The organism is Streptomyces sp. CB01580 (assembly GCF_001905795.1).
GTDB lineage: Bacteria > Actinomycetota > Actinomycetes > Streptomycetales > Streptomycetaceae > Streptomyces.
Window position 1 is genome coordinate 139,363 of record NZ_LIXJ01000002.1, and the last position, 26,614, is coordinate 165,976.

At 71.8% G+C, this 26,614-nt stretch carries 24 protein-coding genes; 13 read left to right on the forward strand and 11 right to left on the reverse strand.

The window, feature by feature from the left end:
- Positions 1-14: 14 nt before the first annotated feature.
- Positions 15-476, reverse strand: a complete 462-nt coding sequence (locus AMK22_RS03150; RefSeq protein ID WP_073781669.1) for a hypothetical protein — start codon at positions 474-476, stop codon at positions 15-17.
- A gap of 617 nt (positions 477-1,093) precedes the next feature.
- On the opposite strand from AMK22_RS03150, the gene AMK22_RS03155 reads away from it, so the two are divergent.
- The 4 genes from AMK22_RS03155 to gdhA all read left to right on the forward strand — a co-directional run bounded on the left by AMK22_RS03155 (position 1,094) and on the right by gdhA (position 6,625).
- A complete protein-coding gene (locus AMK22_RS03155) occupies positions 1,094-2,329 on the forward strand; it encodes a L,D-transpeptidase (RefSeq protein ID WP_242433813.1) in 1,236 nt (411 codons plus the stop codon).
- 561 nt (positions 2,330-2,890) lie between these two features.
- On the forward strand, positions 2,891-4,525 hold the full coding sequence (locus AMK22_RS03160) for a glycosyltransferase family 87 protein (protein ID WP_443333266.1): 1,635 nt from the start codon (positions 2,891-2,893) through the stop codon (positions 4,523-4,525).
- A 284-nt stretch (positions 4,526-4,809) separates the two neighbouring features.
- Positions 4,810-4,980, forward strand: coding sequence for a hypothetical protein (locus tag AMK22_RS39915; protein ID WP_199883105.1), 171 nt, complete (start codon positions 4,810-4,812; stop codon positions 4,978-4,980).
- A gap of 265 nt (positions 4,981-5,245) precedes the next feature.
- The gene (gene gdhA / locus AMK22_RS03165) at positions 5,246-6,625 is read left to right on the forward strand and encodes an NADP-specific glutamate dehydrogenase (protein WP_073781671.1); all 1,380 of its coding nucleotides are present in this window, start codon (positions 5,246-5,248) and stop codon (positions 6,623-6,625) included.
- 69 nt (positions 6,626-6,694) lie between these two features.
- Here gdhA and msrA read toward each other — a convergent pair whose 3' ends face one another.
- Positions 6,695-7,360, reverse strand: coding sequence for a peptide-methionine (S)-S-oxide reductase MsrA (msrA, locus tag AMK22_RS03170; protein WP_073781672.1), 666 nt, complete (start codon positions 7,358-7,360; stop codon positions 6,695-6,697).
- Positions 7,361-7,574: 214 nt separating this feature from the next.
- Complete coding sequence (locus tag AMK22_RS03175; protein WP_073781673.1) at positions 7,575-8,678, reverse strand: hypothetical protein; 1,104 nt, start codon at positions 8,676-8,678, stop codon at positions 7,575-7,577.
- 68 nt (positions 8,679-8,746) lie between these two features.
- On the opposite strand from AMK22_RS03175, the gene AMK22_RS03180 reads away from it, so the two are divergent.
- The gene (locus tag AMK22_RS03180) at positions 8,747-9,892 is read left to right on the forward strand and encodes a cystathionine gamma-synthase (RefSeq protein WP_073781674.1); all 1,146 of its coding nucleotides are present in this window, start codon (positions 8,747-8,749) and stop codon (positions 9,890-9,892) included.
- A gap of 129 nt (positions 9,893-10,021) precedes the next feature.
- On the opposite strand, the gene AMK22_RS03185 is transcribed toward AMK22_RS03180, so the two are convergent.
- From AMK22_RS03185 to AMK22_RS03195, 3 genes are all read right to left on the reverse strand, one after another.
- Positions 10,022-10,270, reverse strand: coding sequence for a hypothetical protein (locus AMK22_RS03185; RefSeq protein ID WP_073781675.1), 249 nt, complete (start codon positions 10,268-10,270; stop codon positions 10,022-10,024).
- A complete protein-coding gene (locus AMK22_RS03190; protein WP_073781676.1) occupies positions 10,267-10,800 on the reverse strand; it encodes an RNA polymerase in 534 nt (177 codons plus the stop codon). The genes AMK22_RS03185 and AMK22_RS03190 overlap by 4 nt, the downstream gene beginning before the upstream one ends.
- A gap of 98 nt (positions 10,801-10,898) precedes the next feature.
- Positions 10,899-11,429 carry a MarR family winged helix-turn-helix transcriptional regulator gene (locus AMK22_RS03195; RefSeq protein ID WP_073781677.1) on the reverse strand — a complete coding sequence of 177 codons (531 nt, stop codon included), beginning with the start codon at positions 11,427-11,429 and terminating at the stop codon, positions 10,899-10,901.
- A 157-nt stretch (positions 11,430-11,586) separates the two neighbouring features.
- Between AMK22_RS03195 and ilvA the strand changes: the two genes are divergently transcribed.
- The gene (ilvA, locus tag AMK22_RS03200; RefSeq protein WP_073781678.1) at positions 11,587-12,816 is read left to right on the forward strand and encodes a threonine ammonia-lyase; all 1,230 of its coding nucleotides are present in this window, start codon (positions 11,587-11,589) and stop codon (positions 12,814-12,816) included.
- 174 nt (positions 12,817-12,990) lie between these two features.
- Here ilvA and greA read toward each other — a convergent pair whose 3' ends face one another.
- Positions 12,991-13,488, reverse strand: a complete 498-nt coding sequence (gene greA / locus AMK22_RS03205; RefSeq protein ID WP_073781679.1) for a transcription elongation factor GreA — start codon at positions 13,486-13,488, stop codon at positions 12,991-12,993.
- A gap of 184 nt (positions 13,489-13,672) precedes the next feature.
- Positions 13,673-14,089 (reverse strand): DUF4307 domain-containing protein, encoded by a 417-nt coding sequence (locus AMK22_RS03210; protein ID WP_073781680.1) that lies wholly within the window; start codon positions 14,087-14,089, stop codon positions 13,673-13,675.
- 205 nt (positions 14,090-14,294) lie between these two features.
- Here AMK22_RS03210 and mca point away from each other — a divergent pair, with 205 nt between their 5' ends.
- The 6 genes from mca (at position 14,295) to AMK22_RS03240 (ending at position 20,567) form a co-directional block, all read left to right on the forward strand.
- Positions 14,295-15,176 (forward strand): mycothiol conjugate amidase Mca, encoded by an 882-nt coding sequence (mca, locus tag AMK22_RS03215; RefSeq protein WP_073781681.1) that lies wholly within the window; start codon positions 14,295-14,297, stop codon positions 15,174-15,176.
- A 1-nt stretch (position 15,177) separates the two neighbouring features.
- On the forward strand, positions 15,178-15,411 hold the full coding sequence (locus AMK22_RS03220; protein ID WP_073781682.1) for a hypothetical protein: 234 nt from the start codon (positions 15,178-15,180) through the stop codon (positions 15,409-15,411).
- Between the two features lie 511 nt (positions 15,412-15,922).
- Entirely contained in the window at positions 15,923-16,420 is a 498-nt protein-coding gene (locus AMK22_RS03225; protein WP_073781683.1) for a SigE family RNA polymerase sigma factor, read from the forward strand.
- Positions 16,413-16,871 (forward strand): hypothetical protein, encoded by a 459-nt coding sequence (locus tag AMK22_RS03230; protein ID WP_079185899.1) that lies wholly within the window; start codon positions 16,413-16,415, stop codon positions 16,869-16,871. Before AMK22_RS03225 ends, AMK22_RS03230 begins: the two co-directional genes overlap by 8 nt.
- A gap of 193 nt (positions 16,872-17,064) precedes the next feature.
- On the forward strand, positions 17,065-18,321 hold the full coding sequence (locus tag AMK22_RS03235; RefSeq protein WP_242433814.1) for a mannosyltransferase family protein: 1,257 nt from the start codon (positions 17,065-17,067) through the stop codon (positions 18,319-18,321).
- A 146-nt stretch (positions 18,322-18,467) separates the two neighbouring features.
- Positions 18,468-20,567: a thioredoxin domain-containing protein gene (locus AMK22_RS03240; RefSeq protein ID WP_073781684.1), complete on the forward strand. Its 2,100-nt coding sequence runs from the start codon at positions 18,468-18,470 to the stop codon at positions 20,565-20,567.
- A 112-nt stretch (positions 20,568-20,679) separates the two neighbouring features.
- Here the strand turns inward: AMK22_RS03240 and AMK22_RS03245 are convergent, their stop codons facing one another.
- Together AMK22_RS03245 and trhA are read right to left on the reverse strand one after the other, a co-directional pair.
- Entirely contained in the window at positions 20,680-21,327 is a 648-nt protein-coding gene (locus AMK22_RS03245; protein ID WP_073781971.1) for a TetR/AcrR family transcriptional regulator, read from the reverse strand.
- Positions 21,328-21,574: 247 nt separating this feature from the next.
- Positions 21,575-22,300, reverse strand: a complete 726-nt coding sequence (gene trhA / locus AMK22_RS03250; RefSeq protein WP_073781685.1) for a PAQR family membrane homeostasis protein TrhA — start codon at positions 22,298-22,300, stop codon at positions 21,575-21,577.
- Between the two features lie 208 nt (positions 22,301-22,508).
- Between trhA and AMK22_RS03255 the strand changes: the two genes are divergently transcribed.
- Positions 22,509-24,335 carry a phosphoenolpyruvate carboxykinase (GTP) gene (locus AMK22_RS03255; RefSeq protein ID WP_073781686.1) on the forward strand — a complete coding sequence of 609 codons (1,827 nt, stop codon included), beginning with the start codon at positions 22,509-22,511 and terminating at the stop codon, positions 24,333-24,335.
- 648 nt (positions 24,336-24,983) lie between these two features.
- Here the strand turns inward: AMK22_RS03255 and AMK22_RS03260 are convergent.
- Entirely contained in the window at positions 24,984-26,474 is a 1,491-nt protein-coding gene (locus AMK22_RS03260; RefSeq protein WP_073781687.1) for a glycosyltransferase, read from the reverse strand.
- Positions 26,475-26,614 lie beyond the last annotated feature (140 nt).

The window sequence follows — 26,614 nt, forward strand, 5'->3', positions numbered from 1 at the left end:
TGGGCCCAGTGGGCTCAGAGCGACGAGGTGTCGGCACGGCGGATCGAGTAGGTGACGAAGGCCGCGCCGACGCCCAGGAACGCGGCGCCGCCGAACAGGTACGGGGTGGTGTCGACCCCGCTCCCGGTGTCGGCGAGCTCGGGGCCGGACGACGCGTTCACGGCGGTGGCCGCCCCGGGGCCGTGGGCGTCCGGGGTATCCGAGGTGCCCGGGTCGGCGGAGGCGCCAGCGGAGCCCGACGCGACCGGGGTGAGGGAAGCGGCCGAGGCGTCGGACGCGGCCGAGACGACCGTCGGGTCCGTGCCCCGGTCCGCCGAGCCCGTGCTCCGGCCTGTCGGGCCCGTCACACTCGTCGTGGTTCCGCCCGTCCCGTCGGTCCGTTCGTCCGTCGCGTTGGCGGACGGGACGAACCACAGAGCGGCCAGCAACGTGCCCGCGGCAGTGGCGGTCAGAAGCGGGCGGCGAGCGACGGCCACGGACGAACCCCCTTGTCACAGCCGTGAGTCAGGCATGCGCACCGATGCTAGTGAAACCAGCGGGTCATGGGAAAGTCGCATGTTCGTGGCCCCCCGCGCCCCGCGCACGAGCCGTTCGCTCCGGGGGTGTCACGGCGCGTCGGGCTCCGGGCGGCATGGTGTCGGAAATCACGGCCCCCGCCGCCCTCGAAGCCGCCGGGAAGGGGGTTGTGGCGGGGGAGTTGTCGGCGGCGTCCCGCACAATGGGAGAAACCTCGACGGACACGACGACGCGAGCCGTGCCGCGGACCGGGGCCGACTCCCGGACGGCCCGGCTCCCGTGAGCGGGACGCGGATCGGCACGGGACGGGGACACGGATCGGGACCGGGGCACAAGTCCGGGACCGGAGTCGACCGGACCGTACCGGAGCGTGCTGTGTATCGGGCCCGCAACAATGGCAGGCGCCGGGGAACCACCGCCGCCCGGGACGCGTCGATCAGTGTTGTTCCCCACATCTTCAGGGGATGTGGAACGAAGGGCCCATGCCATGGGTTCTGGGTGTGTTGACGGGTCTCGCCGGTCACCGGCGGCTCCGCTCGGGGTTTTTGGGGAATCGGCAACGATGGAGATGCGTGTGATGACGGACAGCAAGCGGCGCAGGGCCCTCACGGTCGCGTCCGCACTGCTCGGTGGCGTACTGGCGCTCACGGCCTGCGACAGCGGCAACGCGGACGGTGGCGCCGAGGGCTCGAAGAAGTCGCAGACGGCCGAGGTCGACAAGGCGGCCGCCAAGGACGCGTCGGAGGCGCAGATATCCATCGCGCCGAAGAACGGTGCGACCAACGCGAGCATCAACAACGCCGCCAGGGTGACCGTCGCCAAGGGCACGCTGACGCAGGTCGCCATGACCACGCAGGACGGTGCGGAGGTCAAGGGCACGCTCGCCGCCGACGGCAAGAGCTGGCAGCCGGACGCCCAGCTGGAGCGCTCGACCACGTACAAGATCAGCGCGACGGCCAAGGACTCCAAGGGCCGCGAGGCGCACGAGAACACCTCCTTCACCACCGTGTCGCCCGACAACAGCTTCATCGGCAACTTCACCCCCGAGGACGGCTCCACCGTCGGCGTCGGCATGCCGGTGTCGATCAACTTCAACAAGCCGATCACGGACCGGAAGGCCGTTCAGGCCGGTATCACCGTGACGTCCAGCAGCGGCCAGGAGGTCGCCGGCCACTGGTTCAACAACCAGCGCCTCGACCTGCGCCCCGAGAACTACTGGCAGGGCGGCTCCACCGTCACGCTGAAGCTGGACCTGGACGGTGTCGAGGGCGCGGACGGCGTCTACGGCGTGCAGCAGAAGACGGTCACCTTCAAGGTCGGCCGCAACCAGGTCTCGACGGTCGACGTCGCCGCGCGCACCATGACCGTCGCCCAGGACGGCAAGACGATCAAGACCATCCCGATATCCGCCGGTTCCTCCGCCAACCCCACGTACAACGGACAGATGGTGATCTCCGAGAAGTACAAGGAGACCCGGATGAACGGTGACACGGTCGGCTTCGGTGGCGAGTACGACATCAAGGACGTCCCGCACGCGATGCGGCTGTCCACCTCCGGCACCTTCATCCACGGCAACTACTGGGGTGCGCGGTCGATCTTCGGCGGCGCCAACACCAGCCACGGCTGTGTCGGCCTCGCCGACGTGAAGGGCGCGGGCGACGCGAACCAGCCCGCTGCCTGGTTCTACAACAACTCGCTCGTCGGCGACCTCGTCGTCGTCAAGAACTCCCCGGACAGGACCATCACCCCCGACAACGGTCTCAACGGCTGGAACATGAACTGGGCGGAGTGGAAGGCGGGCTCCGCGGTCTGACGGCCACGCGGCTCCCTCCGCTCCCTTCCGTGGCGCCGGACGCGCCTTGGCAGCACCGGAGGCGTTTCCGTCGTACCGGACGCGGCCGGACTCCGCGTCCGTACGGAGCCCCTCTTCCGCACGCACGAAGGCGGCGGCACCCGGATCCTCCCGATCCGCGGCGCCGCCGCCTTCTGCGCGGCGCGGCGAACCGGCGCTGTCCGGAGCGCACCGACGTGTGCCGGTCCGGCGGGGCCGGGACCGAAGTCGAACCGTCGACCGCGCAACGCGGCCTGTCGGTGCCAGGGCGTGTTTCGAAAGTCCCGTCCGGCCCGCAGGCGAACGACGCTACTTTCGAAACATGCCCTACGCAGTGCTGCGACCGGAAAGGTTCACCGGCTCGCGGCGTCCGGTGCGGCACCTGGCCGCGTTGTCGCATCACCCGAGTACGTCCCGTACGAGGGCGATCCTCTGCCTTGTGATGCACCGCACCGGACGCCGCGAGCTTCCCGGCAAACCTTTCCGGTCACAGCACCAGCGTGCTCATCGCCGCTCCCGCTCGACTACTGAACGGAACCATCCGTGCGACTCTCTGCGCAGCCCGCCGTCGAGACGGCCGGATCGTCCGCCCGGCGTGTGCGTACAGGAGGGGCCGAGCGGGGCGTCTTCCTGCGGCGGTACCGCGTGCCGCTCCTGGCCACCGCCCTGTCCGTGCCCCTGTACGCGTTCTGGGTGGCCTTCCTCGCCACCGGCGGCGGAGACCTCGCGGCCCAGGTGTTCTGGTCCGGTTTCGTGGCACGGCACCCGGGGGCTCCGTACAGCCTCTCCTGGTACGGCGGCATCCATGTCGGCAACTACAGCGTCGTCGCACCGCAGTTGATGGCCCTGCTCGGGGTGCGGACCGTCACCGCGCTCTCGGGGGTGGCCGCCTCCTGGCTGGCGGCGGCCCTGTTCGTGCGCAGCGGGATGAGGAATCCCTTGTGGCCCGCCCTGGTGGCGACGCTGACGCTCTGGTTCAACGTGGCCTCCGGGCGGTCCACGTTCGCCCTGGGGGTGGCGCTCGCCCTGGTCTCGTGCCTGGTGTTGACGGGTGGTGCGTGCCGACCGGTCGTGGCCGCCGTCTTCAGCGCCCTGGCGACGATGGCGAGTCCGGTCGCCGGGCTCTTCCTGCTGGTCGTGGGCGCGGGTCGGCTGCTGAACCGGGAGTGGCGGAAGGCGGCCGTGCTGTGTGTCCCGGCGGTGGCCGTGGTCGGACTGACCACGCTGTTGTTTCCCTTCAGCGGCGAGATGCCCATGGCCACCAGCGATGTCTGGAAGCCGGTCCTCTTCGGCGTCCTGCTCGTCGTGCTGGCGCCGCGGGAGTGGCGGGTGCTGCGGCTCGGCGCCGGGGTCTACGCGGCGGGGGTCGTGCTGACCGCTCTCGTTCCTTCGCCGGTGGGCTCGAACGTCATCCGGCTGGCCGAGCTGTTCGGGGCCCCGGTCCTGCTCGCCGCGCTCCTGGCCCATGGGGTGCGGCTCTGGCGGAAGGTCGCCCTCGGCGCCGCGCTGGCGCTGTCCCTGCAATGGGTCACCCAGCACGCCGTCCACGTGCTGGAGATGTCGACGCCGGTCCCGGCGTGGGCCACCGGGACGAAGGGAGTGGTGGCCGCTCTCGATCGCCTCGGCGCCGACCGCACCCGCGTCGAGGCCGTACCGGCCATCGATCACCGCGAGACCACCGTCCTCGGCCCGCACGTCAACCTGGCCCGCGGCTGGAACCGTCAGCTCGACGTGGAGCGCGGAGCACTCTTCTACGACGGATCCTTCTCCGCCGAGAGCTATCGCTCCTGGCTCGACCACTGGGCGGTGGGGTACGTCGTCCTGCCGGAAGGCACCCCGGACTGGGCGGCGAAGGAGGAGGCCGCACTCGTGCGCGGCGAACCGGACTGGCTGCGGCTGGTCTGGCGCGACCCGTACTGGCGCGTCTACCGGGTCGAGCGGGCGACACCCATGGTCTCGGGCGCCGGCGCGTCCGTCGTCGGCGGCGACAGTGCCGGGCTCGTCGTGCGGGCTCGCGAGCGCGGGTCGTTGACCGTCCGCGTCGCCTACTCGCCCTGGCTGCGGGCGGACGGCGGATGTCTGGAGCGCGCGGGTGAGTGGACCCGGCTGAGGGTGCCGGGGGCCGGCGACTACCGGATCGGTTCCTCGTACCTGCCCTCCCGGCAGGGGAAGTGCTGAACGCCACCCCGTCCTGCTGAGCGCCGCTGTGCCATCCCGATGGGGCGCCGCTGCACCGTCCTGATGGGTGTCGCGGCCCCGATGGCTCATGCCCGGCGCCGGCCCGGTTCGTACCGGACGTCGTCGTGCGCGCGCCGGACATCGCGCGCGGACGGTCCGTACGGCCGCGTCATGGTGTAGCCGGCTGCACCATGACTCCGGGTGGGTGGTCCCTCGTGGCGGACCGTCCCGGCCGGTGATGATGAAGTCCTCACCCGTCGACCCCCGACCACGGAGGAATCACCATGAAGTCGCTGCTCTGGATCGTTCTCGTCGCCGCGCTCGCCGCCAATGTCTTCGCGAGCTTCGGCGTGCCGAAGGAGAGCACGCAGATAGTGCTGAGCGTCGTCTCCGGTCTGATCGTGATCGGATCCGGTACCGGGCTGTGGATGCTGCGCGACCGCAAGGAAGCCTGAGCCGGACGCCGTAGCGGTATGTCGCTTTTGTTGTGAATCCGAGGGTGGGTTCCGGTCGAGCCGGGACCACTATGTGGATGCCGTGGTGTACCTCGTGGGGCGCACTGGGACAATCGAAGTGCCACACCGGTTCTGTACGTCGCCTTCGTGAGCCGCCAGAGCGTGCGATGTCTGGGCGACGCCCTCAATGGGGAGGGGGACCGCTGGTGTCCCCGGGACGGGGCACTTTCGCGCGCGACTCCGACCCATGGAAGGTCTTGATCAGATGCAGACCACCCCTGAACCCGTCACCCCGCACGCCACCGAGAGCCGGGTCATCGAGCCGCTGTACGCCGAGATCCTCCGCCGCAATCAGGGCGAGAAGGAGTTCCACCAGGCGGTGCGGGAGGTCCTGGAGACCCTCGGCCCGGTCCTCGTGAAGCGGCCGGAGTTCGTGGACGCCCGGATCGTCGAGCGGGTCTGCGAACCGGAGCGCCAGCTCATCTTCCGCGTGCCGTGGTCGGACGACTCCGGGGACATCCACGTCAACCGCGGCTTCCGCGTCGAGTTCAGCAGCTCCCTCGGCCCGTACAAGGGCGGCCTGCGCTTCCACCCCTCGGTCAACCTCGGCATCGTGAAGTTCCTCGGCTTCGAGCAGATCTTCAAGAACGCGCTCACCGGCATGCCCATCGGCGGCGGCAAGGGCGGCGCGGACTTCGACCCGAAGGGCCGCTCCGACGCCGAGATCATGCGGTTCTGCCAGTCGTTCATGACCGAACTCCACCGTCACCTCGGCGAGTACACGGACGTCCCCGCCGGTGACATCGGTGTCGGCGGCCGCGAGATCGGCTATCTGTTCGGCCAGTACAAGCGGATCACCAACCGCTACGAGTCCGGCGTCCTCACCGGAAAGGGCCTCGGCTGGGGCGGCTCCCAGGCGCGTACCGAGGCGACCGGCTACGGCTGTGTGCTCTTCACCGCCGAGATGCTGCGCAGCCGCGGTGAGTCCCTCGACGGACAGCGCATCGTCGTCTCGGGCTCCGGCAACGTCGCGATCTACGCCATAGAGAAGGCCCAGCAGCTCGGCGCCACCGTCGTGACCTGCTCCGACTCCGACGGCTACGTCGTGGACGACAAGGGCATCGACCTCGCCCTGCTCAAGGAGATCAAGGAGGCCGGCCGGGGCCGGATCTCCGAGTACGCCGCGCGCCGCGGCGAGCACGTCACATACGTCCCCGGCAGCGGCGTCTGGAACGTCCCCTGTGACGTGGCCCTGCCCTGCGCCACCCAGAACGAGCTGCACGAGGCCGACGCCCTCGTCCTCGTGCGCAACGGTGTGAAGGCGGTCGCCGAGGGCGCCAACATGCCCACCACGCCGGAGGCCGTGCGCGTCCTCCAGGAGGCGGGCGTCGCCTTCGCCCCCGGCAAGGCCGCGAACGCGGGCGGCGTGGCCACCAGCGCCCTGGAGATGCAGCAGAACGCCTCGCGCGACTCGTGGACCTTCGCCCACACCGAGGAACGCCTCGCGGAGATCATGCGCCACATCCACGACTCCTGCTACGAGACCGCCGAGCGCTACGGCAGCCCCGGCAACTACGTGGTCGGTGCCAACATCGCCGGCTTCGAACTGGTCGCGGACGCGATGCTGGCGCAGGGCCTCATCTGATCCCTGCGCCCGGCGACACTTCGGGCCCCCACCCTCCGGAGGGTGGGGGCCCGTGGTGCTCGGTGCTCGTCACTCCCCAGTCGGAGCGACCCCGATCGGGCAGGAGACGTCCGTGCCGCCGATGCCGCAGTAGCCCGCCGGGTTCTTGTCCAGGTACTGCTGGTGGTACGCCTCGGCGGGCCAGAACGTGCGGTCCTCGGCCGGGAGGATCTCCGTGGTGATCGTGCCGTGGCCGGAGGCGGTGAGCACCTTCTGGTACGCCTCGCGGGAGGACTCGGCGGCCGCCGCCTGCTCGGGGGAGTGGGTGTGGATCGCCGAGCGGTACTGCGTACCGACGTCGTTGCCCTGGCGGAAGCCCTGGGTCGGGTCGTGGGACTCCCAGAACAGCTTCAGCAGTTGGGCGTACGAGACGGCCCTCGGGTCGAAGACGACGCGGACCGCCTCCGTGTGACCGGTCAGTCCCGAGCAGACCTCCTCGTACGTGGGGTTCTCCGTGTAGCCGCCCTGGTAGCCGACGAGCGTCGTCCAGACGCCCTCCGTCTGCCAGAACGTGCGCTCGGCGCCCCAGAAGCAGCCGAGCCCGAAGTCCGCGACCTCCAGGCCCTCCGGGTACGGGCCCAGCAGCGGGTTGCCGAGGACCGTGTGGAGGGACGGGACGGCGAACGTGGGCCCGGGGCGGCCCTTCAGGGCCTCCTCGGGGGTGGGGAGCTGGGGGGTACGGCGGTACGGAAACATGCGGGGGCTCCTCCTGGCTGCGGATACATGGCCATAACGCGAGGAGGGCGCCGGGGATTCCGGCGCCCTCCCTGTACGCGTCGCACGGTCCCTGTACGCGTCGCACGGTCCTCGTACGCGTCGCACGGTCCCCGTACGCGTCGCACGGTCCTCGTACGCGTCGCAGGGGCGGTCGTCGTGCCCGGCGCGCGGGCGGTCGTCGTGCCGCGACGCCCTATCGCGGCAGCGTCGCCGGGTTTCCGCCGTTCGCCTCGTACCCCGCGACCGCCAGTGCGCGGTGGACCGTGTACGCGGCGGCCGGGTCGGGGTTGTGGGTCCACGGCAGCGCGCCCACATGGCCGTCGACGCGGATGATCTGGTTCATCGCCTCCGACCAGCGCTCCATCCGGACCAGGAAGAAGACCAGCAGATGGCGCACGTGGGCGAGCATCGGATCGTCCGGCCGGGCCGCGTGCACCGCGAACAGGGCGCCCTCGACCGCCTTGGTCACCACCGCGCTCCGGTAGAAGCCCTGGACGAGGTTGACCTCCGGCAGGTGTTCGTACACCGCGAAGAGCGGCAGCGCCGCCAGCAGCGAGCCCTGCGGGGCGCGGGCGGCGGCCGAGGTGGCGAAGCGGTCGGCCTCCTCGCGGGAGCCGTGCCACTTCTCGCACCAGTAGTGCAGCGCGGCGAGGTGCGCGCCCATGTGGGCCGGGGCGCGGTCGATCACCTTCGCCCACAGCTGGTCGAACTCCTCGTGGGAGTGACCGAGTCCGCGCGCCACGGCCAGCTCGACGAGATACGGAACGGGGTCGCCGGGCGCCAGCAGCGCCGCCTCGCCGCAGACCGTACGGGCCTCCTCCAGGATGATCCGGAAGTCGTCCGTACCCGCGGTCGACGAACGCCACGCCTGCTGCACCAGGAACTCGGCGTGCACCGCCGCTCCTCCGGCGTCCTTCGGCGCCTCGGCGCGCCAGGTGCGCAGCCACGCACCACCGACACCGGGCCGCTCCGCCAGCTCCAGCGAGGCCGCACCGGCGAACGCCTGCACCCGCTGCCAGCGCACCTCGCCCTCCTTGGGCGTGCCGGCCAGCAGCTGGGAGGCCGCACGCCAGTCCTGGGAACGCTGGACCACTTCGAGTACGTCGAGGAGATCCTGGTCCGGCCCGGGCAGCCGGATGTCCAGCTCCTCCTGGCGTGCGAAGCCGTAGGCGTCCGGGTCGGCGGCGTCCGGTGAACCGGGTGCGACCTGACGGATTCCGCCGCGGCGGCGCAGCACGAAGGGGCCGATGACCGCGGTGAGCATGCACAGTGCGATCAGGAACCAGAGAATCTCCATGCCCCCATTGTCACCGGACGGCCCGGAAGCCGGGTGGGGGACCTCGTGACGAACTACGCTCGGGCCCCATGAGCGACCAGCACAGCTTCGAAACCCTCGCGATCCACGCGGGAAACACCGCCGATCCCCTCACCGGCGCCGTCGTCCCGCCCATCTACCAGGTGTCCACGTACAAGCAGGACGGTGTGGGCGGGCTGCGCGGCGGCTACGAGTACAGCCGCAGCGCCAACCCGACCCGTACCGCCCTGGAGGACAACCTCGCGGCCCTGGAGGGCGGCCGTCGGGGGCTGGCCTTCGCCTCCGGCCTCGCCGCCGAGGACTGCCTGCTCCGCACCCTGCTGACCCCCGGCGACCACGTGGTCATCCCGAACGACGCGTACGGCGGCACGTTCCGGCTGTTCGCAAAGGTCGTCTCGCGGTGGGGTGTGGAGTTCTCGGTCGCCGACACCTCGGACGTGTCGGCGGTACGGGAAGCGATCACCCCGCGCACCAAGGCGATCTGGGTGGAGACCCCGTCCAACCCGCTGCTCGGCATCACCGACATCGCCGCGATCGCCGATGTGGCCCGCTCGGCGGGGGTGCGGCTGGTCGTCGACAACACCTTCGCCAGCCCCTACCTCCAGCAGCCCCTCGCCCTGGGGGCCGACGTGGTGGTGCACTCCACCACCAAGTACATGGGCGGTCACTCGGACGTCGTCGGCGGCGCGCTGATCGTCAACGACCCCGGTCTGGCAGAGGAGTTGGCGTACCACCAGAACGCGATGGGGGCGGTGGCCGGACCGTTCGACGCGTGGCTGGTGCTGCGCGGCATCAAGACGCTCGCGGTCCGCATGGACCGGCACAGCGAGAACGCCACGAAGATCGCCGATCTGCTGACCCGTCACCCCAAGGTCACCCAGGTTCTCTACCCGGGGCTGCCCGAGCACGCGGGGCACGAGGTCGCCGCCAAGCAGATGAGGGCGTTCGGCGGCATGGTGTCCTTCCGCGTCGCGGGCGGCGAGGAGGCGGCGGTCCAGGTCTGCAACCGGGCCGAGCTGTTCACCCTCGGTGAGTCGCTGGGCGGTGTCGAGTCCCTGGTGGAGCACCCGGGCCGGATGACGCACGCCTCGGCGGCGGGCTCCCCGCTGGAGGTTCCGGCCGACCTCGTCCGGCTCTCCGTCGGCATCGAGTCCGCCGACGACCTGATCGCCGATCTGACGCAGGCGCTCGGCTGACGGACCCGGCCCGGTCCGGATCCGGCCCGGCACCGATCCGGGGCCGGGGCCTGGTCCCGGTCCCGTTCCGGGACCAGGAACGGGAACGACCGGCAAGGACGCCGCCCCGGCCCCGCCGCGTATCCGCGCTCACCAGCCGTCCGCCGGGGTCGTCGCGGCGGGCGGCGTCCGCCACGGCTGTGCCGTGGCCGCCCACACCGTGAACGCGACCACCGCGGCGAACGCCACCACCAGCAGCAACCTGCGGGCGAGCCGCCGTCGGCGCAGCAGTCTGCCGCCGCGCGTCACGGCCCGTCGCGCCAGGTCGGCGGGCACCTGCGGGTGCGGGCCGTCCAGCATGCGCCGGACCTCGTCCTCCTTGTCGCCGCGCCGGCTCACGGCGCCGCCCGCATCGGCCGTCGTGGCTGCCGGGTCTTTCCGGGGCTCCGACGCGGTCGCCGCGGCAGCCACCGGGACGCGGGGCGGCGGGCGCCGCGCAACGTGGCCACCGAGCGGTGGCAGACCGCCCGGAGCCGGTCCACCGGAAGCCCCAGCAGCGCCGCCGCCTGTTCCTCCGCGACCCCTTCGTACAGACGCAGCACCAGTACCAGGCGCTCCTGCGGGGTCAGCGGGTCCAGCGGCCCGCCGCGCGGCCGGTGGTGGCGCCAGACCTCGTGGGCGAACCGGACGACCAGTTCCCGCCGGGCGCGGTCGTACGGGTCCTCGCCGCGCAGCCGTTCCCATCGCGCGTACGTGCGGGCCAGCGCGGCGGTGAGCAGTCGCTGGGCCCGCGGGTTGGCGCCGGGCGGGTGCAGGGGCTCGGTGGTGAGCAGCGTGGCCGTGTGCAGCAGCCGGCCCGCCGCGCCCGCCACGAAGGACTCGAAGTCCCGGGCGCGGTGCCGTTCGTGGTCCGCTCGGCGCTCTCGCACACGGCACATCCGAGCCGCTGCCGGGGCCCCGGGTCAAGAGGCGTGCGCCGACCCGGCCCCGCCCGGTCGGCCGGCGCGTCCGGTCCTCCGGGGAGCGGTCAGCCCGACGGGGACGTCTGGTGCGCGGTCTGCCGGGCGGCGAGCGCCGTGTTGAACCGGGTGAGCAGCGTGCAGAACGTCTCGCGTTCCTCGGCCGTCCAGCCGTCCGTGACCTGCGTCATGAGTTCGCGCCGGGAGCCGCGCACCTCGTCCAGCCGTGCCTGGCCGCGCGGGGACAGCTGGAGCACCACGGCCCGGCCGTCCTCCGGGTGCGAGGTGCGCTTGACCAGGCCCGTTTCGACGAGCGGCGCGACCTGCCGGGTCACGGTCGAGGAGTCGATCCCCATGCCCGCGGCAAGGGCCTTGACGCCCATCGGCCCCTCCCGGTCCAGCCGGTTGAGCAGCAGATAGGCGGCCCGGTCCATGGAATTGCGCACCTGGCCGACGCCGCCGAGGCGGGTCTGCTCGGCACGGCGGGCGAACACCGCGACCTGGTGCTGGAGCGCATCCAGGACGTGCTCGGTTTCCGTGGGCTCGGGGGCCGCGTCCCCGGAAGGAGACGCAGCTGTCGTCATGTCCTGAGGGGGCATGGCCGGGAGCTCTCTTCGTACGGTGTCGGATGGGTGGGGGACAGAGTACGCGGCCCCGGGGCAACGCGTACCAGTGCTGCACAAACCCGTGAACACCGGCGCAGTACGGGACCGTGGGCGACGCGGCGGATCTCCGTCGGGCTGCGAGACTTGCCGTATGGACTTCCGCACTCCCGGCCATCATCCCCCGCTCATCCTCGACGACGTCCGCGGGGCGCAGAAGATGCTCTCCGGCGTGGCCAGGGTGACGCCTATGGAGGGCAGCCGTCACCTGTCGGGCCTCGTCGGGGCGCCGGTCCACCTCAAGTGCGAGAACCTCCAGCGCACGGGTTCGTTCAAGCTGCGCGGCGCCTACGTGCGGATCGCCGGCCTGTCCCCGGTGGAGCGGGCGGCCGGGGTCGTCGCGGCGAGCGCCGGGAACCACGCGCAGGGCGTCGCGCTCGCGTCCTCGCTGCTCGGCGTGCGCTCGACGGTCTTCATGCCGGTCGGGGCGCCGCTGCCGAAGGTGGCCGCCACCCGCCAGTACGGGGCGGAGGTCCGGCTGCACGGCCATGTCGTCGACGAGGCACTGGCCGCCGCGCAGGAGTACGCGCGCGAGACCGGCGCGGTCTTCATCCACCCCTTCGACCACCCCGACATCATCGCCGGGCAGGGCACGGTCGGCCTGGAGATCCTCGAACAGTGCCCCGAGGTGCGCACAATCGTCGTCGGGGTCGGCGGCGGCGGGCTCGTCGCGGGTGTCGCGCTGGCGGTGAAAGCGCTGCGGCCCGACGTACGGGTCGTGGGCGTGCAGGCGGCGGGCGCGGCCGGCTACCCGCCCTCGCTGGCAGCGGGACACCCGGTGTCGATCGGCTCGCTGAACACGATGGCCGACGGCATCAAGGTGGGGCGGCCCGGCAACGTGCCGTTCGAGATCGTACGGGAGCTGGTCGACGAGGTCCGTACGGTCTCCGAGGACGAGCTGTCCAGCGCGCTGCTGCTCTGCCTGGAGCGGGCGAAGCTGGTGGTGGAACCGGCGGGCGCGAGCCCGGTCGCGGCGCTGCTCAGCGATCCGGAGTCGTTCCGCGGACCGGTGGTGGCGCTGCTGTCGGGCGGCAACGTGGACCCGCTGCTGATGCAGCGCGTCCTGACCCACGGCATGGTGGCGGCCGGGCGCTACCTGAGCCTGCGGCTGCGGCTGTCCGACCGGCCAGGGGCGCTGGCCACGCTGCTCGGCGTGCTCTCGGTGGTCGACGCCAACGTGCTCGACATCGGTCACGTCCGCACCGATCCCCGGCTCGGGCTGACCGAGGTCGAGGTGGAGCTCCAACTGGAGACGAAGGGGCCGGAGCACTGCGAGGAGGTCTCGGCGGCGCTGCGCGAGGCCGGCTATCTGGTGATGGGCTGAGGACCGCACCGGGCCGGGCCTTGTCGGGCCGGGCCCCACCGGGCCGCGTTGCCGTACGTGCTCCCGTGCGCGGCACCTCATGTGTTCACGTACGCGGCGCTTCGCCCTGTGAACGCGCGGGTGCCGCCGGTCCCTTCCGGGTCGGCGGCACCCCGCGTCGTCGATGCCTGCGGATCAGCCGGTGTAGGGCTTCGCCGCGAGGATCTTCACGCTCGCCATCTTGCCGTTCGGCAGCTCGTACTCGGCCACGTCGCCCGTGCGCTTGCCGTTGACGCCGGTGCCGAGCGGCGACTGCGGGGAGTACGTCTCGATGTCCGAGCTCGCGTACTCGCGGGAGGCGAGCAGGAAGGTCAGGGTGTCGTCCGGGTCGTCGTCGAACGCGATGGTGACGACCATGCCGGGCTCGACCACGCCGTCGTCGGCAGGTGCCTCGCCGACCTTCGCGTGCTCCAGGAGCTGGGAGAGCTGGCGCACGCGCAGCTCCATCTTGCCCTGCTCCTCCTTGGCCGCGTGGTACCCGCCATTTTCCCGGAGGTCACCCTCCTCACGGGCCGCCGCGATCTTTACGGAGATTTCCGTGCGCGCGGGACCAGACAGGTACTCCAGCTCGGCCTTGAGCTGGTTGTACGCCTCCTGCGTGAGCCAGGTGACGTTTTCGCTGGTCTGGGTCACAGGGTGCTCCTCGTCGGTACTGGGAATACAAAGCATCGCCCTACCCGTAAGCATGTGCCTCTACGGGTGGGCGAAACCACGAGCCTAACAATTCACCGGGAAAAGGGGGAGAAGGTAAATCATCAGGACTGCGTACGTGCAGGTCAGCGGCTGTCGGAGCCGCCGGGTGTCGCTGTGCGGCGGGTCAGTTCGCCGGGCCGCCGTCGGCGGTGCAGCCGATCAGTTCGACGCTCGTCGCCCTCGCGGTCGTACGCAACGACACGATGCGGTCCACGCGGCCGGTGCGGTCGTCGAAGCGGAAGTCCTTGCGGGCCACGTCGCTGCCGTCCTCGTGCTGGGCGCGGAGGGTGCAGTAGCCCTTGGCGTCCGCGTCCTTGCGCACCTCCAGGTGCACGTCGACCCGCTCGTCGGAGACGACCTTGCGCTTGATCATCTCGGCGCTGATCTGCTGGCCGGAGACGTAGTCGTAGCCCAACCACCCGACCACACCGAGGAAGGCGACGCCGAGCACCGAACCGATGATTTTGAGCCTGCGGTCGGCGCGCTCGTCCGCGGAGCGGCCGTAGCGGTTCTCCGGAAGCGCGTCGCGCACCGCCGTCATGATCGTTCCTCCCGTGCCGGGGACCGAGGAATTTTCCGCCCCCCGGTTCGGTCACTATAGAAGCCCCGGACCGCCACCCGACCACCACCCCGCGCCCACGTCCCGCGGGGACGACACACCACGTCGACGTCGACGACACACGACGTCGGCGTCGACGACACCGCGTAATCGCGACCGGATCGCGACCGATCACTGAGGACCGAGATTGACTGAGCAGCTGCGTTTGATGGCCGTTCACGCCCACCCCGACGACGAATCGAGCAAGGGCGCGGCAACGATGGCCAAGTATGTGTCCGAGGGGGTGGACGTGCTGGTCGTGACCTGCACGGGAGGCGAGCGCGGCTCCATCCTCAACCCGAAGCTCCAGGGGGACGCGTACATCGAGGAGAACATCCACGAGGTGCGCAGAAAGGAAATGGACGAGGCCCGGGAGATCCTGGGCGTCACGCAGGAGTGGCTCGGCTTCGTCGACTCGGGGCTGCCCGAGGGCGACCCGCTGCCGCCGCTGCCCGAGGGCTGCTTCGCGCTGGAGGACGAGGAGAAGGCCGCAGGACGGCTCGTCCGCAGCATCCGCGCGTTCCGGCCGCAGGTCATCACGACGTACGACGAGAACGGCGGGTACCCGCACCCCGACCACATCATGACCCACAAGATCACGATGATCGCGTTCGAGGGAGCGACGGACACCGAGACCTTCCCGGAGTCGGAGTTCGGGCCGGCCTGGCAGCCGCAGAAGCTCTACTACAACCAGGGCTTCAACCGGCCGCGCACGGTGGCGCTCCACGAGGCCCTGCTGGCCCGGGGGCTGGAGTCCCCGTACGGCGAGTGGCTCAAGCGCTGGAAGGAGTTCGGGCAGGAGGAGCGGACCCTCACCACGCACATCCCGTGCGCGGACTTCTTCGAGATCCGCGACAAGGCGCTGATCGCGCACGCGACGCAGATCGACCCCGACGGCGGCTGGTTCCGCGTCCCGATGGACATCCAGAAGGAGGTCTGGCCGACCGAGGAGTACGAGTTGGCGAGGTCTCTCGTCGATACCTCCCTCCCCGAGAGCGACCTCTTCGCGGGCATCCGCGACAATGCCTGATATGTACGCGACTCAGGCACTGACCGACCTCGTCACGCTTGCCGACTCGTTCGACAAGAACAAGGTGACCCCCGGCGTCCTCGGCTTCATCGTCTTCGCGATGCTCGCCGTCGGCGTGTGGATGCTGATGAAGTCCATGAACCGGCACATGGCCAGGGTCGACTTCGAGGAGGCCCCGGATCCCGCGGTGACGGCCGACGCCACCGCGGGGGCGGGCACCGCGAAGCGCAAGTAGGGCCGACGCAAGCGCGGGCGCGGAGGCGGAAGCGGCGCACGCGTCGAAGCGGGTGGAGCGGGCGCGGTGCGCCGCCCGCCGCGCCCTCGTCCCGCCGTGCTCGCCATGCCCATGACTTCCCGGGCGTGGCGGGCGCGGCCTCATGCCCGCGCGCCGCGCCCGGGCCCTCATGGCGCCGGGTGCCCTGCCCGTCGGCCGTGACCGGGTGTCATGCCCGTCGGCCGTACCCGGCGTCCGGCCGCCTCCCGCGATTTCGCGACGCTGCACGGCCGTGAACCACCGCGTGGTCCCGAGCACTCGCGTACGGCCGCGAACACCCTCCATGCGTTCTTCCGGTCCGCCGTCGCGGTGCCCTCGGCCTTCGTGTCTTCGTACCTTCACCCCCTTGGCGACCCCGGGCCGCACCGGTCGATGTGGCTACCGTCACACGAATTCTTCCGGGGTGATGTCGTCCGGACACGGGGTGCCGGGCGTATGCCTGGTGAGACCGAGGAGATCCAGGAGCTGTTTGTTGACCGTCGAGGAGTTCGAAGAGTTCTACGCGCGGACGGTCGCCCGGCTGACGGGACAGCTGTTCGTGATGCTCGGCGATCTGCACGAGGCGCAGGACGTGGTGCAGGAAGCTTTCGTCAGAGCGTGGAGCCGACGGCGTCAGCTCGACCGGGAGGGGCGGCCCGAGGCATGGATCCGTACGGTCGCCTGGCGTCTGGCGGTGAGCCGGTGGCGGGGCGTCCGCCGCACGGCGGACGCGTGGCGGCGCAGCGGTGTCCCGCCCCATGCGGAGGCGCCGGGGCCGGAGTCGGTGGCCCTGGTGGAGATGCTGCGGGCCCTGCCGCTCAAGCAGCGCCGCACGCTGGCCCTGTACTACGTGTGCGACCTGACCGTCGAGCAGATCGCGGCGGAGACCGGCCTGGCGCCCACCACCGTCAAGACGCACCTGGTCCGGGGCCGGGCCACGCTCTCGCACCGCCTGCAGGATCCGCGCACCGAGGAGGGGCCCCGTGCCTGAAGCCCACGACCCGCTGCGGTCGCTGTTCCGGGAGGCCGCCGACATCGGCCGCTCCCGGGCCCGTTCCGCCCCGCCGTCGTTCATCACCGAACGGGGGAGACGGGCGTACCGGCGCCGGCTCCTGACCCTCGCCGTCGGCGCCTGCCTGGCCGTCTCCGGCGCGGGCGCCGCTGCCGCCGCGCTCCTGCCCGGGGGCACGCGCACCGCCGTCCCCGCCACCACGCCCCCCGCATCCGGCCGCTCGACGTCGTCCTCCTCCGCGCCCTCCCTGTCCGGGAGCAGCCTGCCGCCCGGGCCCCCGGTCACCGGATCCTCGACGTCCGGATCCCCCGCGACCGGTCGCGGCGTCCTTTCCGACGAACCGGTCGCGCCGAGCCGGAGCACCAGCCCGCCACCGTCCTCCCTGTCGACCCCGTCACATCCGCCGTTCCCGTCGTCCTCCGGCCCCTGACCGCGTCGGCCGCGCGCACCCCGCGTCCGCCGTTCCCGTCCGCCTGCCCGCTTCCTTCCGCTGTTCGCCTCCTGTTCCCGTCCGCCTCCGGTCCGTCCGCGGGCGGCGCCCGTCCGGCCCGCCCGGCCCGTCCGAAGCACCCGAACCGTCCGGCCCGTCCGGCTCGCCCCACCCCGACCCCGGAGAACCCGAAGTGACCCTCCCTCCCCCCAGCAGGCAGCACGAGCACCGGCCGGCCCGGACCGGGACCGTCCCGAACCCGTCCGTCACCGCCCCGGCACCGGACAAGGGCGACCTCGGCCGGTCGCCGCGCCCGCTGCGGTGGCTCGCGCCCGCCGACCGCGAGGTGCTGTGGCTGTACCTGCTGACCCGGGTGGGCATCTGGACCGTCGCGTACTGCACCCGCTGGCTGTTCGCCGACGACGGCCGGAGCCGGCACGCCGGTGAGTTCTTCTCGTCGTGGCAGCGGTGGGACTGGTGGCACTACCTGCACATAGCCCAGGAGGGCTACTTCCCGGACGGGCAGGGGCCCTGGATGTCCGAGTGGGACAACAGGGAGGCCTTCTTCCCCGGCTTCCCCTTCCTGCTGCGGGCCGTCCACGTGGTCGTCCCGAGCTGGCCCGCGGCCGGTGCCCTGATCTCCTTCGTCGCCGGGGGCGTCGCCGTGGTGGCCCTCGCCCGGATCGCCCGGCTGTACCTGCCGCAGGACGAGGTCGGGCCCCGGGCGGCCCTGTTCTTCCTGCTCTCCCCGTGCGCGGTCTTCCTGGCCGCCGGTTACACCGAGGCGCTCTTCCTCGCCCTGGCCCTGCCCGCCTGGCTGGCCGCCCAGCGCCTCAACTGGCCGCTCGCGGCCGTGCTGACGGCCCTGGCCACCACCGTCCGGGTCAGCGGCCTCTTCCTCGCCGCGGCCCTCGCCGTCCACTTCCTGGTCACCGCCCGCACCGCCGCCCACTGGCGCCGCCTCCCCTGGCTGTTCCTGCCCGCCCTCGCCCCGCTCCTGTACAGCTGGTACCTGCACGCGCACACCGGCGACTGGATGGCCTGGAAGCACGCCGAGGAGCGCGGCTGGTACCGCGACTTCCACGCGCCCTGGGAAGCGTGGGCGAACACCTGGCACGCCGCCTTCGGCCACTCCCAGGCCACCGGGTACGCCCTGATGAGCCAGGCCGAGCTGCTCACCATGCTGGTCGGCGTCGCCCTGTGCGGCCTGCTGCTGTGGCGCAGGCGCTGGCCGGAGGCCGCGTACATCGGGCTGAGCCTGTGGGCCCTGGGCACCTCCTACTGGTACACGTCCATCCCCCGGGCGACCCTCCTGTGGTGGCCCCTGTGGGTCGGGCTCGCCGTGTGGAGCCTGCGCAGGCCCCTCGTCAAGACCGCCTATCTCGCCGTCGCCGCCCCCCTGATGACCGTCGTCGCCGTCACCTTCCTTTCCGGGCGCTGGGCCGGCTGAGCCGGGGCGGCCGGGACGGAGCGTGGTGGGCCGGCCGGGAGGGGGCACGGTGGAGGGCGGGCCCGTCCGGGCCGTGGGGGCCCGAGACGTGCGCCGCGTCCCATGGCGCGGGCGCGTCGTTCCCCCGGGTGCGACAGGATGGGGCCATGGCCAACCGACTCGCGCACGCCACGTCCCCGTACCTGCTCCAGCACGCGGACAATCCCGTCGACTGGTGGCCGTGGGAGCCCGCCGCGTTCGAGGAGGCGCGTCGGCGCGGCGTGCCCGTGTTCCTGAGCGTCGGGTACAGCTCCTGCCACTGGTGCCATGTCCTCGCCCACGAGAGCTTCGAGGACGAGGAGACGGCCGCCTTCATGAACGCGCACTTCGTGTCCGTGAAGGTGGACCGAGAGGAGCGCCCCGATGTCGACGCCGTCTACATGGAGGCGCTCCAGGCGGCGACCGGGCAGGGCGGCTGGCCGATGTCGGTGTTCATGACCTCCGAGGGCCGGCCGTTCTACTTCGGCACGTATTTCCCGCCCGAGCCGCGGCACGGCATGCCGTCGTTCAAGCAGGTGCTGGAGGGGGTGCGGGCGGCCTGGGCCGAGCGGCCCCACGAGGTGACCGAGGTGGCGGGGAGGATCGCGCGGGACCTGGCCGGGCGACAGCTGGACCTCGCCCAGGCCGGACCGCCCGGCGAGGCGGAGCTCGCCCGCGCGCTGCTCGAACTCACCCGTACGTACGACCCGGAGACCGGGTGGTTCGGCGGGGACACGAAGTTCCCGGCGGGCATGGTCGTGGAGTTCCTGCTCCGCCACCACGCCCGGACCGAGTCCCGGGGAGCCCTCGACATGGCCGAGGGGCTGTGCCGGGCGATGGCCGGGTCGAGCCTGTTCGACCAGCTCGGGGGCGGCTTCCACCGGTACGTACTGCGTCAGCGCCCCGGCGGACCCCTGGTACCGCACTTCGAGAAGATGCTCTACGACAACGCGCTGCTCTGCCGGGTGTACACGCATCTGTGGCGGGCGACGGGCTCGGAGGAGGCCCGCCGGATCGCCCTGGAGACCGCCGACTTCATGGTGCGCGAACTGCGCACCGCCGAGGGCGGTTTCGCTTCCGCGCTCGACGCCGACAGCATCGAGGACACCGACGGCGCCGGGAAGGCCGGGAACGCGGTCGGGTCCGGCCGCCATGTCGAGGGCGCGTACTACGTGTGGACTCCCGAGCAGCTGCGCGATGTCCTCGGGGAGCAGGACGCGGCCTTCGCCGCCGCGTACTTCGACGTGACGGAGGAGGGCACCTTCGAGGAGGGCTCCTCCGTCCTCCGGTCGGCCGGTGCGGAGCCCGACGCGGACGGGGAGCGGGTCGCCGACGTACGGGCCCGGCTGCTGGCCGCCCGTGAGGAGCGCCCCTGCCCAGGGCGGGACGACAAGGTGGTCGCCGCCTGGAACGGCCTGGCGATCGCCGCGCTCGCCGAGACGGGGGCCTGCTTCGACCGGCCCGACCTGGTCGAACGGGCCACCGAGGCGGCGGATCTGCTGGTCCGGGTCCACATGGGGGACACCGCCCGGCTGGTCCGTACGTCCAAGGACGGCCGGGCCGGTGGGCACGCCGGGGTCCTGGAGGACTACGGAGACGTGGCGGAGGGCTTCCTCGCCCTGGCCGCGGTCACCGGCGAGGGAGTCTGGCTGGAGTTCGCCGGTTTCCTGCTCGACATCGTGCTCCGCCACTTCACCGGCGAGGGCGGGCAGTTGTACGACACGGCGGACGACGCCGAGCAGCTGATCCGCCGCCCGCAGGACCCCACCGACAACGCGGCCCCGGCGGGCTGGACGGCGGCGGCCGGCGCGCTCCTCTCGTACGCCGCACACACCGGTTCGCAGGCCCATCGCGCCGCCGCTGAAGGGGCATTGGGCGTGGTGAGGACGCTCGGCCCCCGGGTGCCCCGGTTCATCGGCTGGGGGCTCGCCGTCGCCGAGGCGCTGCTCGACGGGCCGCGCGAGGTGGCGGTCGCCGGTCCGGTCGGGGGCGAACTGCACCGTACGGCGCTGCTGGGACGGGCGCCCGGCGCGGTGGTGGCGGCCGGGGAGACGGGCGGAGCGGAGTTCCCGCTGCTGGCGGACCGGCCGATGGTGGGCGGCGCAGCGACGGCGTACGTGTGCCGGCACTTCGTGTGCGACGCCCCGACGACGGATCCGGAGGAGCTGGCCCGGCGCCTGGGATCCGGCTCGTCGGGCCCGTCCGAGGCGGGCCGCCGCTCGTCCTGAGAGGCGGGCGAAGGCACGCCACCGGCCGGACACCGGCCCGGAGCCCCGGACGCGCTCCCGGCCGGGGCCGGGAGGAGCACCACGGCGTCGGGACGCGGCATCGGGGGACCGATTACAGCGTCAGGCCGTCTTCGAGCGCGTCCAGCGCCTGCCGGACGAGGGCCGGCAGATCGTCCTTCTGGCCGTGCTCGCCCCAGTACAGGGTCACCTCGCGCAGCACGCCCAGCGCCGCCGCGACGAACACCCGGACCACCAGGTCGTCGGCGCCGCGCCCGCTGCGCTCGGCCAGCACCCGGGCCAGCATCCTCGCCGTGTCCGACATGGTCTCCGTCATCCGTGCCCGGACGGCGGGGACCTCCACCACCAGTCGGGTGCGCCGGCGCACCTCCTCCTCGTCGCTCACGAGGAACGCCGGCAGCATCTCGCTCATGACGATCCGCAGCGACTCCAGCGGCGGTTCACCGGCCGGTCGGTCGCGCAGCGCGGCCTCCAGGACCGGGTCGTAGGCGTCGGTGAGGACGATGTCCTCCTTGGTCGCGAAGTAGCGGCACACCGTGCTCGGCGACACCTCGGCCGCCTCCGCGATCTGCTCGATCGTCGTCGTCTCGTACCCCTGCTCGGCGATCAGCCGGTACGCCGCCCGGCGGATCGCCGTCCGGGTCTTGAGCTTCTTCCGCTCGCGCAGCCCCGGCTGCGACGGAATCCCGGGCACGGCGGACGGCGCCCCGGAAACGGAAGGGGTACGGGAGGTGACGGTCATGGTCGTCATTGTCGGCCATCCATGGGTCCGGGGCCATGGACAGCCATGAACACGGCCCCGAACGAGGCGCGGCCGTGGCTCGGGAGCCACGGCCACTGGGCGAGGACGGCGGGTGACGGCGGGAAACGGAAGGCCGGGGAGCGGGCCGGACGGGCCGGCGGGGCCACAAGGGGCGGGAAGCGGGGGAGCGGGCCGACGTGGGCGGCGCGGGCAGGTGTGCGTGCGCAGCGGGGTGAGGCAGGGCGGCTCAGGAGTGGTTGTAGGCCACCAGCGAGATGCCGACGTAGTGCACGATGAACGCCGCCAGCGTCAGCGAGTGGAACACCTCGTGGAAGCCGAACCAGCGCGGTGACGGGTTCGGCCGTTTGATGCCGTAGATGACGCCGCCGGCGCTGTAGAGCAGCCCGCCGACGACGACCAGCACCAGCACCGCGATGCCCCCGGTGCGCAGGAAGTCCGGCAGGAAGAACACCGCGGCCCAGCCCATGGCTATGTAGCAGGGCGTGTAGAGCCAGCGCGGGGCGCCCACCCAGAACACCCGGAAGGCGATGCCCGCGGCCGCCGCCACCCACACCGCCCACAGCAGCGGCCGTCCGGTCGACTCGGGCAGCAGGAGCAGGGTCAGGGGGGTGTAGGTGCCGGCGATGATCAGGAAGATGTTGGCGTGGTCGAGGCGGCGCAGCACCGCCTCGCCGCGCGGGCCCCAGGTGCCGCGGTGGTAGAGCGCGCTCACCCCGAACAGCAGGCACGCGGTCAGGGTGTACACGGCACAGGCGATGCGGCCCCGGGCGCTGTCGGTCAGCGCGATCAGCGCGATCCCCGCGACGATCACGGCGGGGAACATCCCGGCGTGCAGCCAGCCACGCAGCCGTGGCTTCAGCGGGACGGTCGGTGCGGTCGGGACAGTCGAAACGGCGTCGGGTGCGGCTGTGTCCGGTCCGGCCGGCTCGGGCGCGGCTGTGGCGGCAGTCATCCCCGCATCGTACCTACGGGACCGTAGGTAACGGACGGAAGTGGCCATGCTCACGTGTGCGGCCCTCTGGACATATGGGCGCAAGGGTCGGATGATCAAATGAGTGCGGTCGGCACCGGATGAGCGCCAACGAATTCGAAGGGGACGAAGCGTCCGGGTCGCAGCCCCCACGGGGCCGAACAGCAAATACCCTCGACAAGGAGCGATCGTGGCGCGCGACATCGCGGCTCCCCTCACTGCCCCCACCAACCATCAGGCCCTCGTCTCCTGGGTGAACGAGATCGCTGCCCTCACCGAGCCGGACCGGGTGGTCTGGTGCGACGGTTCCGAGGCCGAGTACGAGCGCCTGTGCGGGGAGCTCGTGGCCAAGGGGACGTTCAAGAAACTGGACGAGACCAAGCGTCCGAACTCGTACTACGCAGCCTCCGACCCCAGCGACGTCGCCCGAGTCGAGGACCGTACGTTCATCTGCTCCGAGAAGGAGGAGGACGCCGGTCCGACGAACCACTGGAAGGACCCCGCCGAGATGCGGGCCGTCTTCACCGGTGAGAAGGGGATCTTCCACGGCTCCATGCGCGGGCGCACGATGTACGTCGTGCCCTTCTGCATGGGCCCCGTCGGGTCACCGCTCTCCGCGATCGGTGTCGAGATCACCGACTCCGCGTACGTCGCCGTCTCCATGCGCACCATGACGCGCATGGGCCAGGCCGTCCTCGACGAGCTGGGCACCGACGGCTTCTTCGTCAAGGCCGTCCACAGCGTGGGCGCGCCCCTGGAGGAGGGCCAGGAGGACGTCCCCTGGCCGTGCAGCACCACCAAGTACATCTCGCACTTCCCCGAGGACCGCGAGATCTGGTCGTACGGCTCCGGCTACGGCGGCAACGCCCTGCTCGGCAAGAAGTGCTACGCGCTGCGCATCGCCTCGGTCATGGCGCGTGACGAGGGCTGGCTCGCCGAGCACATGCTGATCCTCAAGCTCACCCCGCCGCAGGGCGAGGCGAAGTACATCGCCGCGGCGTTCCCGTCCGCCTGCGGCAAGACCAACCTCGCCATGCTGGAGCCGACCGTCCCCGGCTGGACCGTCGAGACCATCGGCGACGACATCGCCTGGATGCGCTTCGGCGAGGACGGCCGCCTCTACGCCATCAACCCCGAGGCCGGCTTCTTCGGCGTCGCGCCCGGCACCGGCGAGCACACCAACGCCAACGCCATGAAGACCATGTGGGGCAACTCCGTCTTCACCAACGTCGCGCTCACCGACGACGGCGACGTCTGGTGGGAGGGCATGACGGAGACCGCTCCGGCCCACCTCACCGACTGGCGTGGCAACGACTGGACGCCCGCGTCCGACACCCCGGCCGCCCACCCCAACGCCCGCTTCACCGTCCCGGCCGGTCAGTGCCCGATCATCGCGCCCGAGTGGGAGGACCCCAAGGGCGTGCCGATCTCCGCGATCCTCTTCGGCGGCCGCCGCGCCTCGGCCGTCCCGCTGGTCACCGAGTCCTTCACCTGGCAGCACGGCGTCTTCCTCGGCGCCAACGTGGCCTCCGAGAAGACCGCCGCCGCCGAGGGCAAGGTCGGCGAGCTGCGCCGCGACCCGTTCGCCATGCTGCCGTTCTGCGGCTACAACATGGGCGACTACATGGCCCACTGGCTGAAGGTCGGCGCGGACAAGCCGGACCAGTCGAAGCTCCCGAGGATCTACTACGTGAACTGGTTCCGCAAGAACGACGCGGGCAAGTTCGTGTGGCCCGGCTTCGGCGAGAACAGCCGCGTCCTGAAGTGGATCGTCGAGCGCCTGGAGGGCAAGGCCGAGGGCGTCGAGACGCCGATCGGCATCCTGCCCACCAAGGGCGCCCTGGACACCGAGGGCCTGGACCTCTCCGACGCCGACCTGGACTTCCTGCTCACGGTCGACAAGGACGTCTGGCGCGAGGAGGCGGGCCTGGTCCCCGAGCACCTCAACACCTTCGGCGACCACGCTCCCAAGGAGCTGTGGGACGAGTACCGCGCCCTGGTCCAGCGCCTGGGCTGACCCCACGGGGCGCGCCCCGTGCGCGGGCGCGCCCCCGCACGCCCCGTGGCCGGGCCATTGGACATCCGCCCTGACCTGTGGGGTCGACGGCCCGCCGCGGTCCGGCCCCCGGAACCCCCTCACGGTTCCGGGGGCCGCCCCGAGGCCCGCCCGTCACCCTCGTACAACGGCGTACGGGGGTGACGGGTGTACGGTCCCGAGCCCAGGGCGGAGCAGTGCGGGTGGCGCGCGTACGCAGGTGTGCGGTCCGGGCTTCGGGCGCCCTTTTTCGCGCAGAACGTCCGGGCAGCGCCGCATGCTTGCTCCCCACCGGTGTCGCCGTCACCGTCCAGCGCACCGACAAGAAGGGCGCCGGCAGGCTCACGTCCGCCCCCGTCGCGCCCGACGCCTCGAGGTCGACGACCTGCCCCGGGCCGCCGGGCAGGTGACGTACGAGATCGGCTACGTGGGTGACGACCTGCACACCGCCTCGACGGCTTCGGTGACGGTGCGGGTGTGCAACTGGCCCTGGTGGCAGTGGAGTTGGGGTCGGGCAGTGATTCGCCCATGGCCCGGCCGGGTCCGCCGTGCACCGGGTCCGCCGTGCACAGGGTCCGCTGTGATCGGGTGCCGTGCGCGGGAGGCGGAGGGACGTGGCCCGCACACGGATCAGCGGCGACGCAGCCGCTTGCGGACCTTCCGCGCGACCGCGCGCCAGTCCACGGCGACCAGCACCACACGCCCGTCCGGCCGCTGTGCCAGCCGCGCCGCCATCGGCCGGACCCCGTGCGCGTACAGCCGCTTGGCGCGTGCCCGGTCCGGGAGGGGGTGCCGCTTCCCGCCCCCGTCGGGTGCCGGGAGCAGCACCGGCACGTCGTGGCTGCCCCGGCCGTCGTCCGCCGTCACGCGAAGCAGGATGTCCCACCGGCCGGGGCGGTGGGCGTACCGGTGGAGGCCGAGCGGGTCCAGGACGACACGGGCGGTCAGCGGGTCGTCGGTGGGCGTGGCCCTCCCCACGGGAATCAGCACCTCGTAGCCGTCGGCGTGGCGCAGCGCGACGCTGTGCCGGACCCGACGCGAACCGGTGCCGCGATAGTGCGAGCTGCGCACCAGCAGGGCCGCCCGCCGTCCGCCGTCGAGCCACTCCAGGGCGTCGGGGCCGGGTTCGAGTTCGGCCCAGGCGAGGCTGTCGTGGCGGGACAGGGAGAGCAGTTCATCGATCCGCCCGCCCTCGCGCAGCAGCCGGGCGCGCAGCTGGACGAGCGGTGAGAATCCGGTCATGACCTCCTGCGGAATGAACTCGCGCAGCACCTCGCCCGCGATGCGGGCGTACGACTCCTGGTGCTCGGCGGAGGGCCAACGATGGTAGTTCGGACCGAACTTCGCCATCAGCTCCACCTTGGCGAACCGCACGAGCAGCTCGTTGCGCCGCTCGCCGGGCTCGGTCAGTTCCACGATCGAGCCCAGGGCCGCGCGCACCGCCGAGTAGAACGACTCGGCCGGTGGCTGCTGCTTCGTCAGATGGGCGAACCCCTCGCGATCGACGAGGTAGTAGCAGTCGTAGTCGGCGACCACCGAGATCGCCCGCGCCCGCAGATAGGCGGGGACGATGAACGGCTGTTCCTCCGCCAGCCGCACCCCTTCGGCGAAGCGCAGACCGTGTTCCACCACGAGCGAGCGCCTGAAGAGTTTCTGCGGGGTCAGGCTGAACATCGCCCTGGTCGACCACACGTCGCCCCGGTCGACGGTCGCGGCGAAGGGCTCGGTCGGGGCGCCCCGGCCCACGCCCCGGATCCGGCCCAGCACCACGTCCGAGTCGTTGCGCTCGGCGATCTCCACCATCCGCCGCAGCGCGTCCGGGCCCAGGTAATCGTCCGGGTCGGCGAAGAACAGGAACTCGCCCCTCGCCATGTCCATACCCCGGTTGCGAGGACCGCCGGGGGCCCCGGAATTGCTCTGGTGCACGACTCTGACGTTGGGGTGCCGCTCGGCCCACCCGTCCAGTACCGCACCGCCGGCGTCGGTGGAACCGTCGTTCACGGCAACGACCTCGACGCGCTCGAACCCCAGGCTCTGCCGCGCGATCGACTCCAGGCATTCGTCCAGGAAATCGGCGGCGTTGTAGACCGGGATGATCACGGTGACCGTTACGTCACTCATGTCGACCTCTCCGCAGTTGCTCTCACGCTCCGGACGGGCGTGACACCGTCCAGACCGTCGTTGTGCGGGGAGGGTTGCCTGCTGCGGACAGCGGATCCCAACGATGGCGCGCGCGACATCCGTCCGTCCGCGGCCGTTCA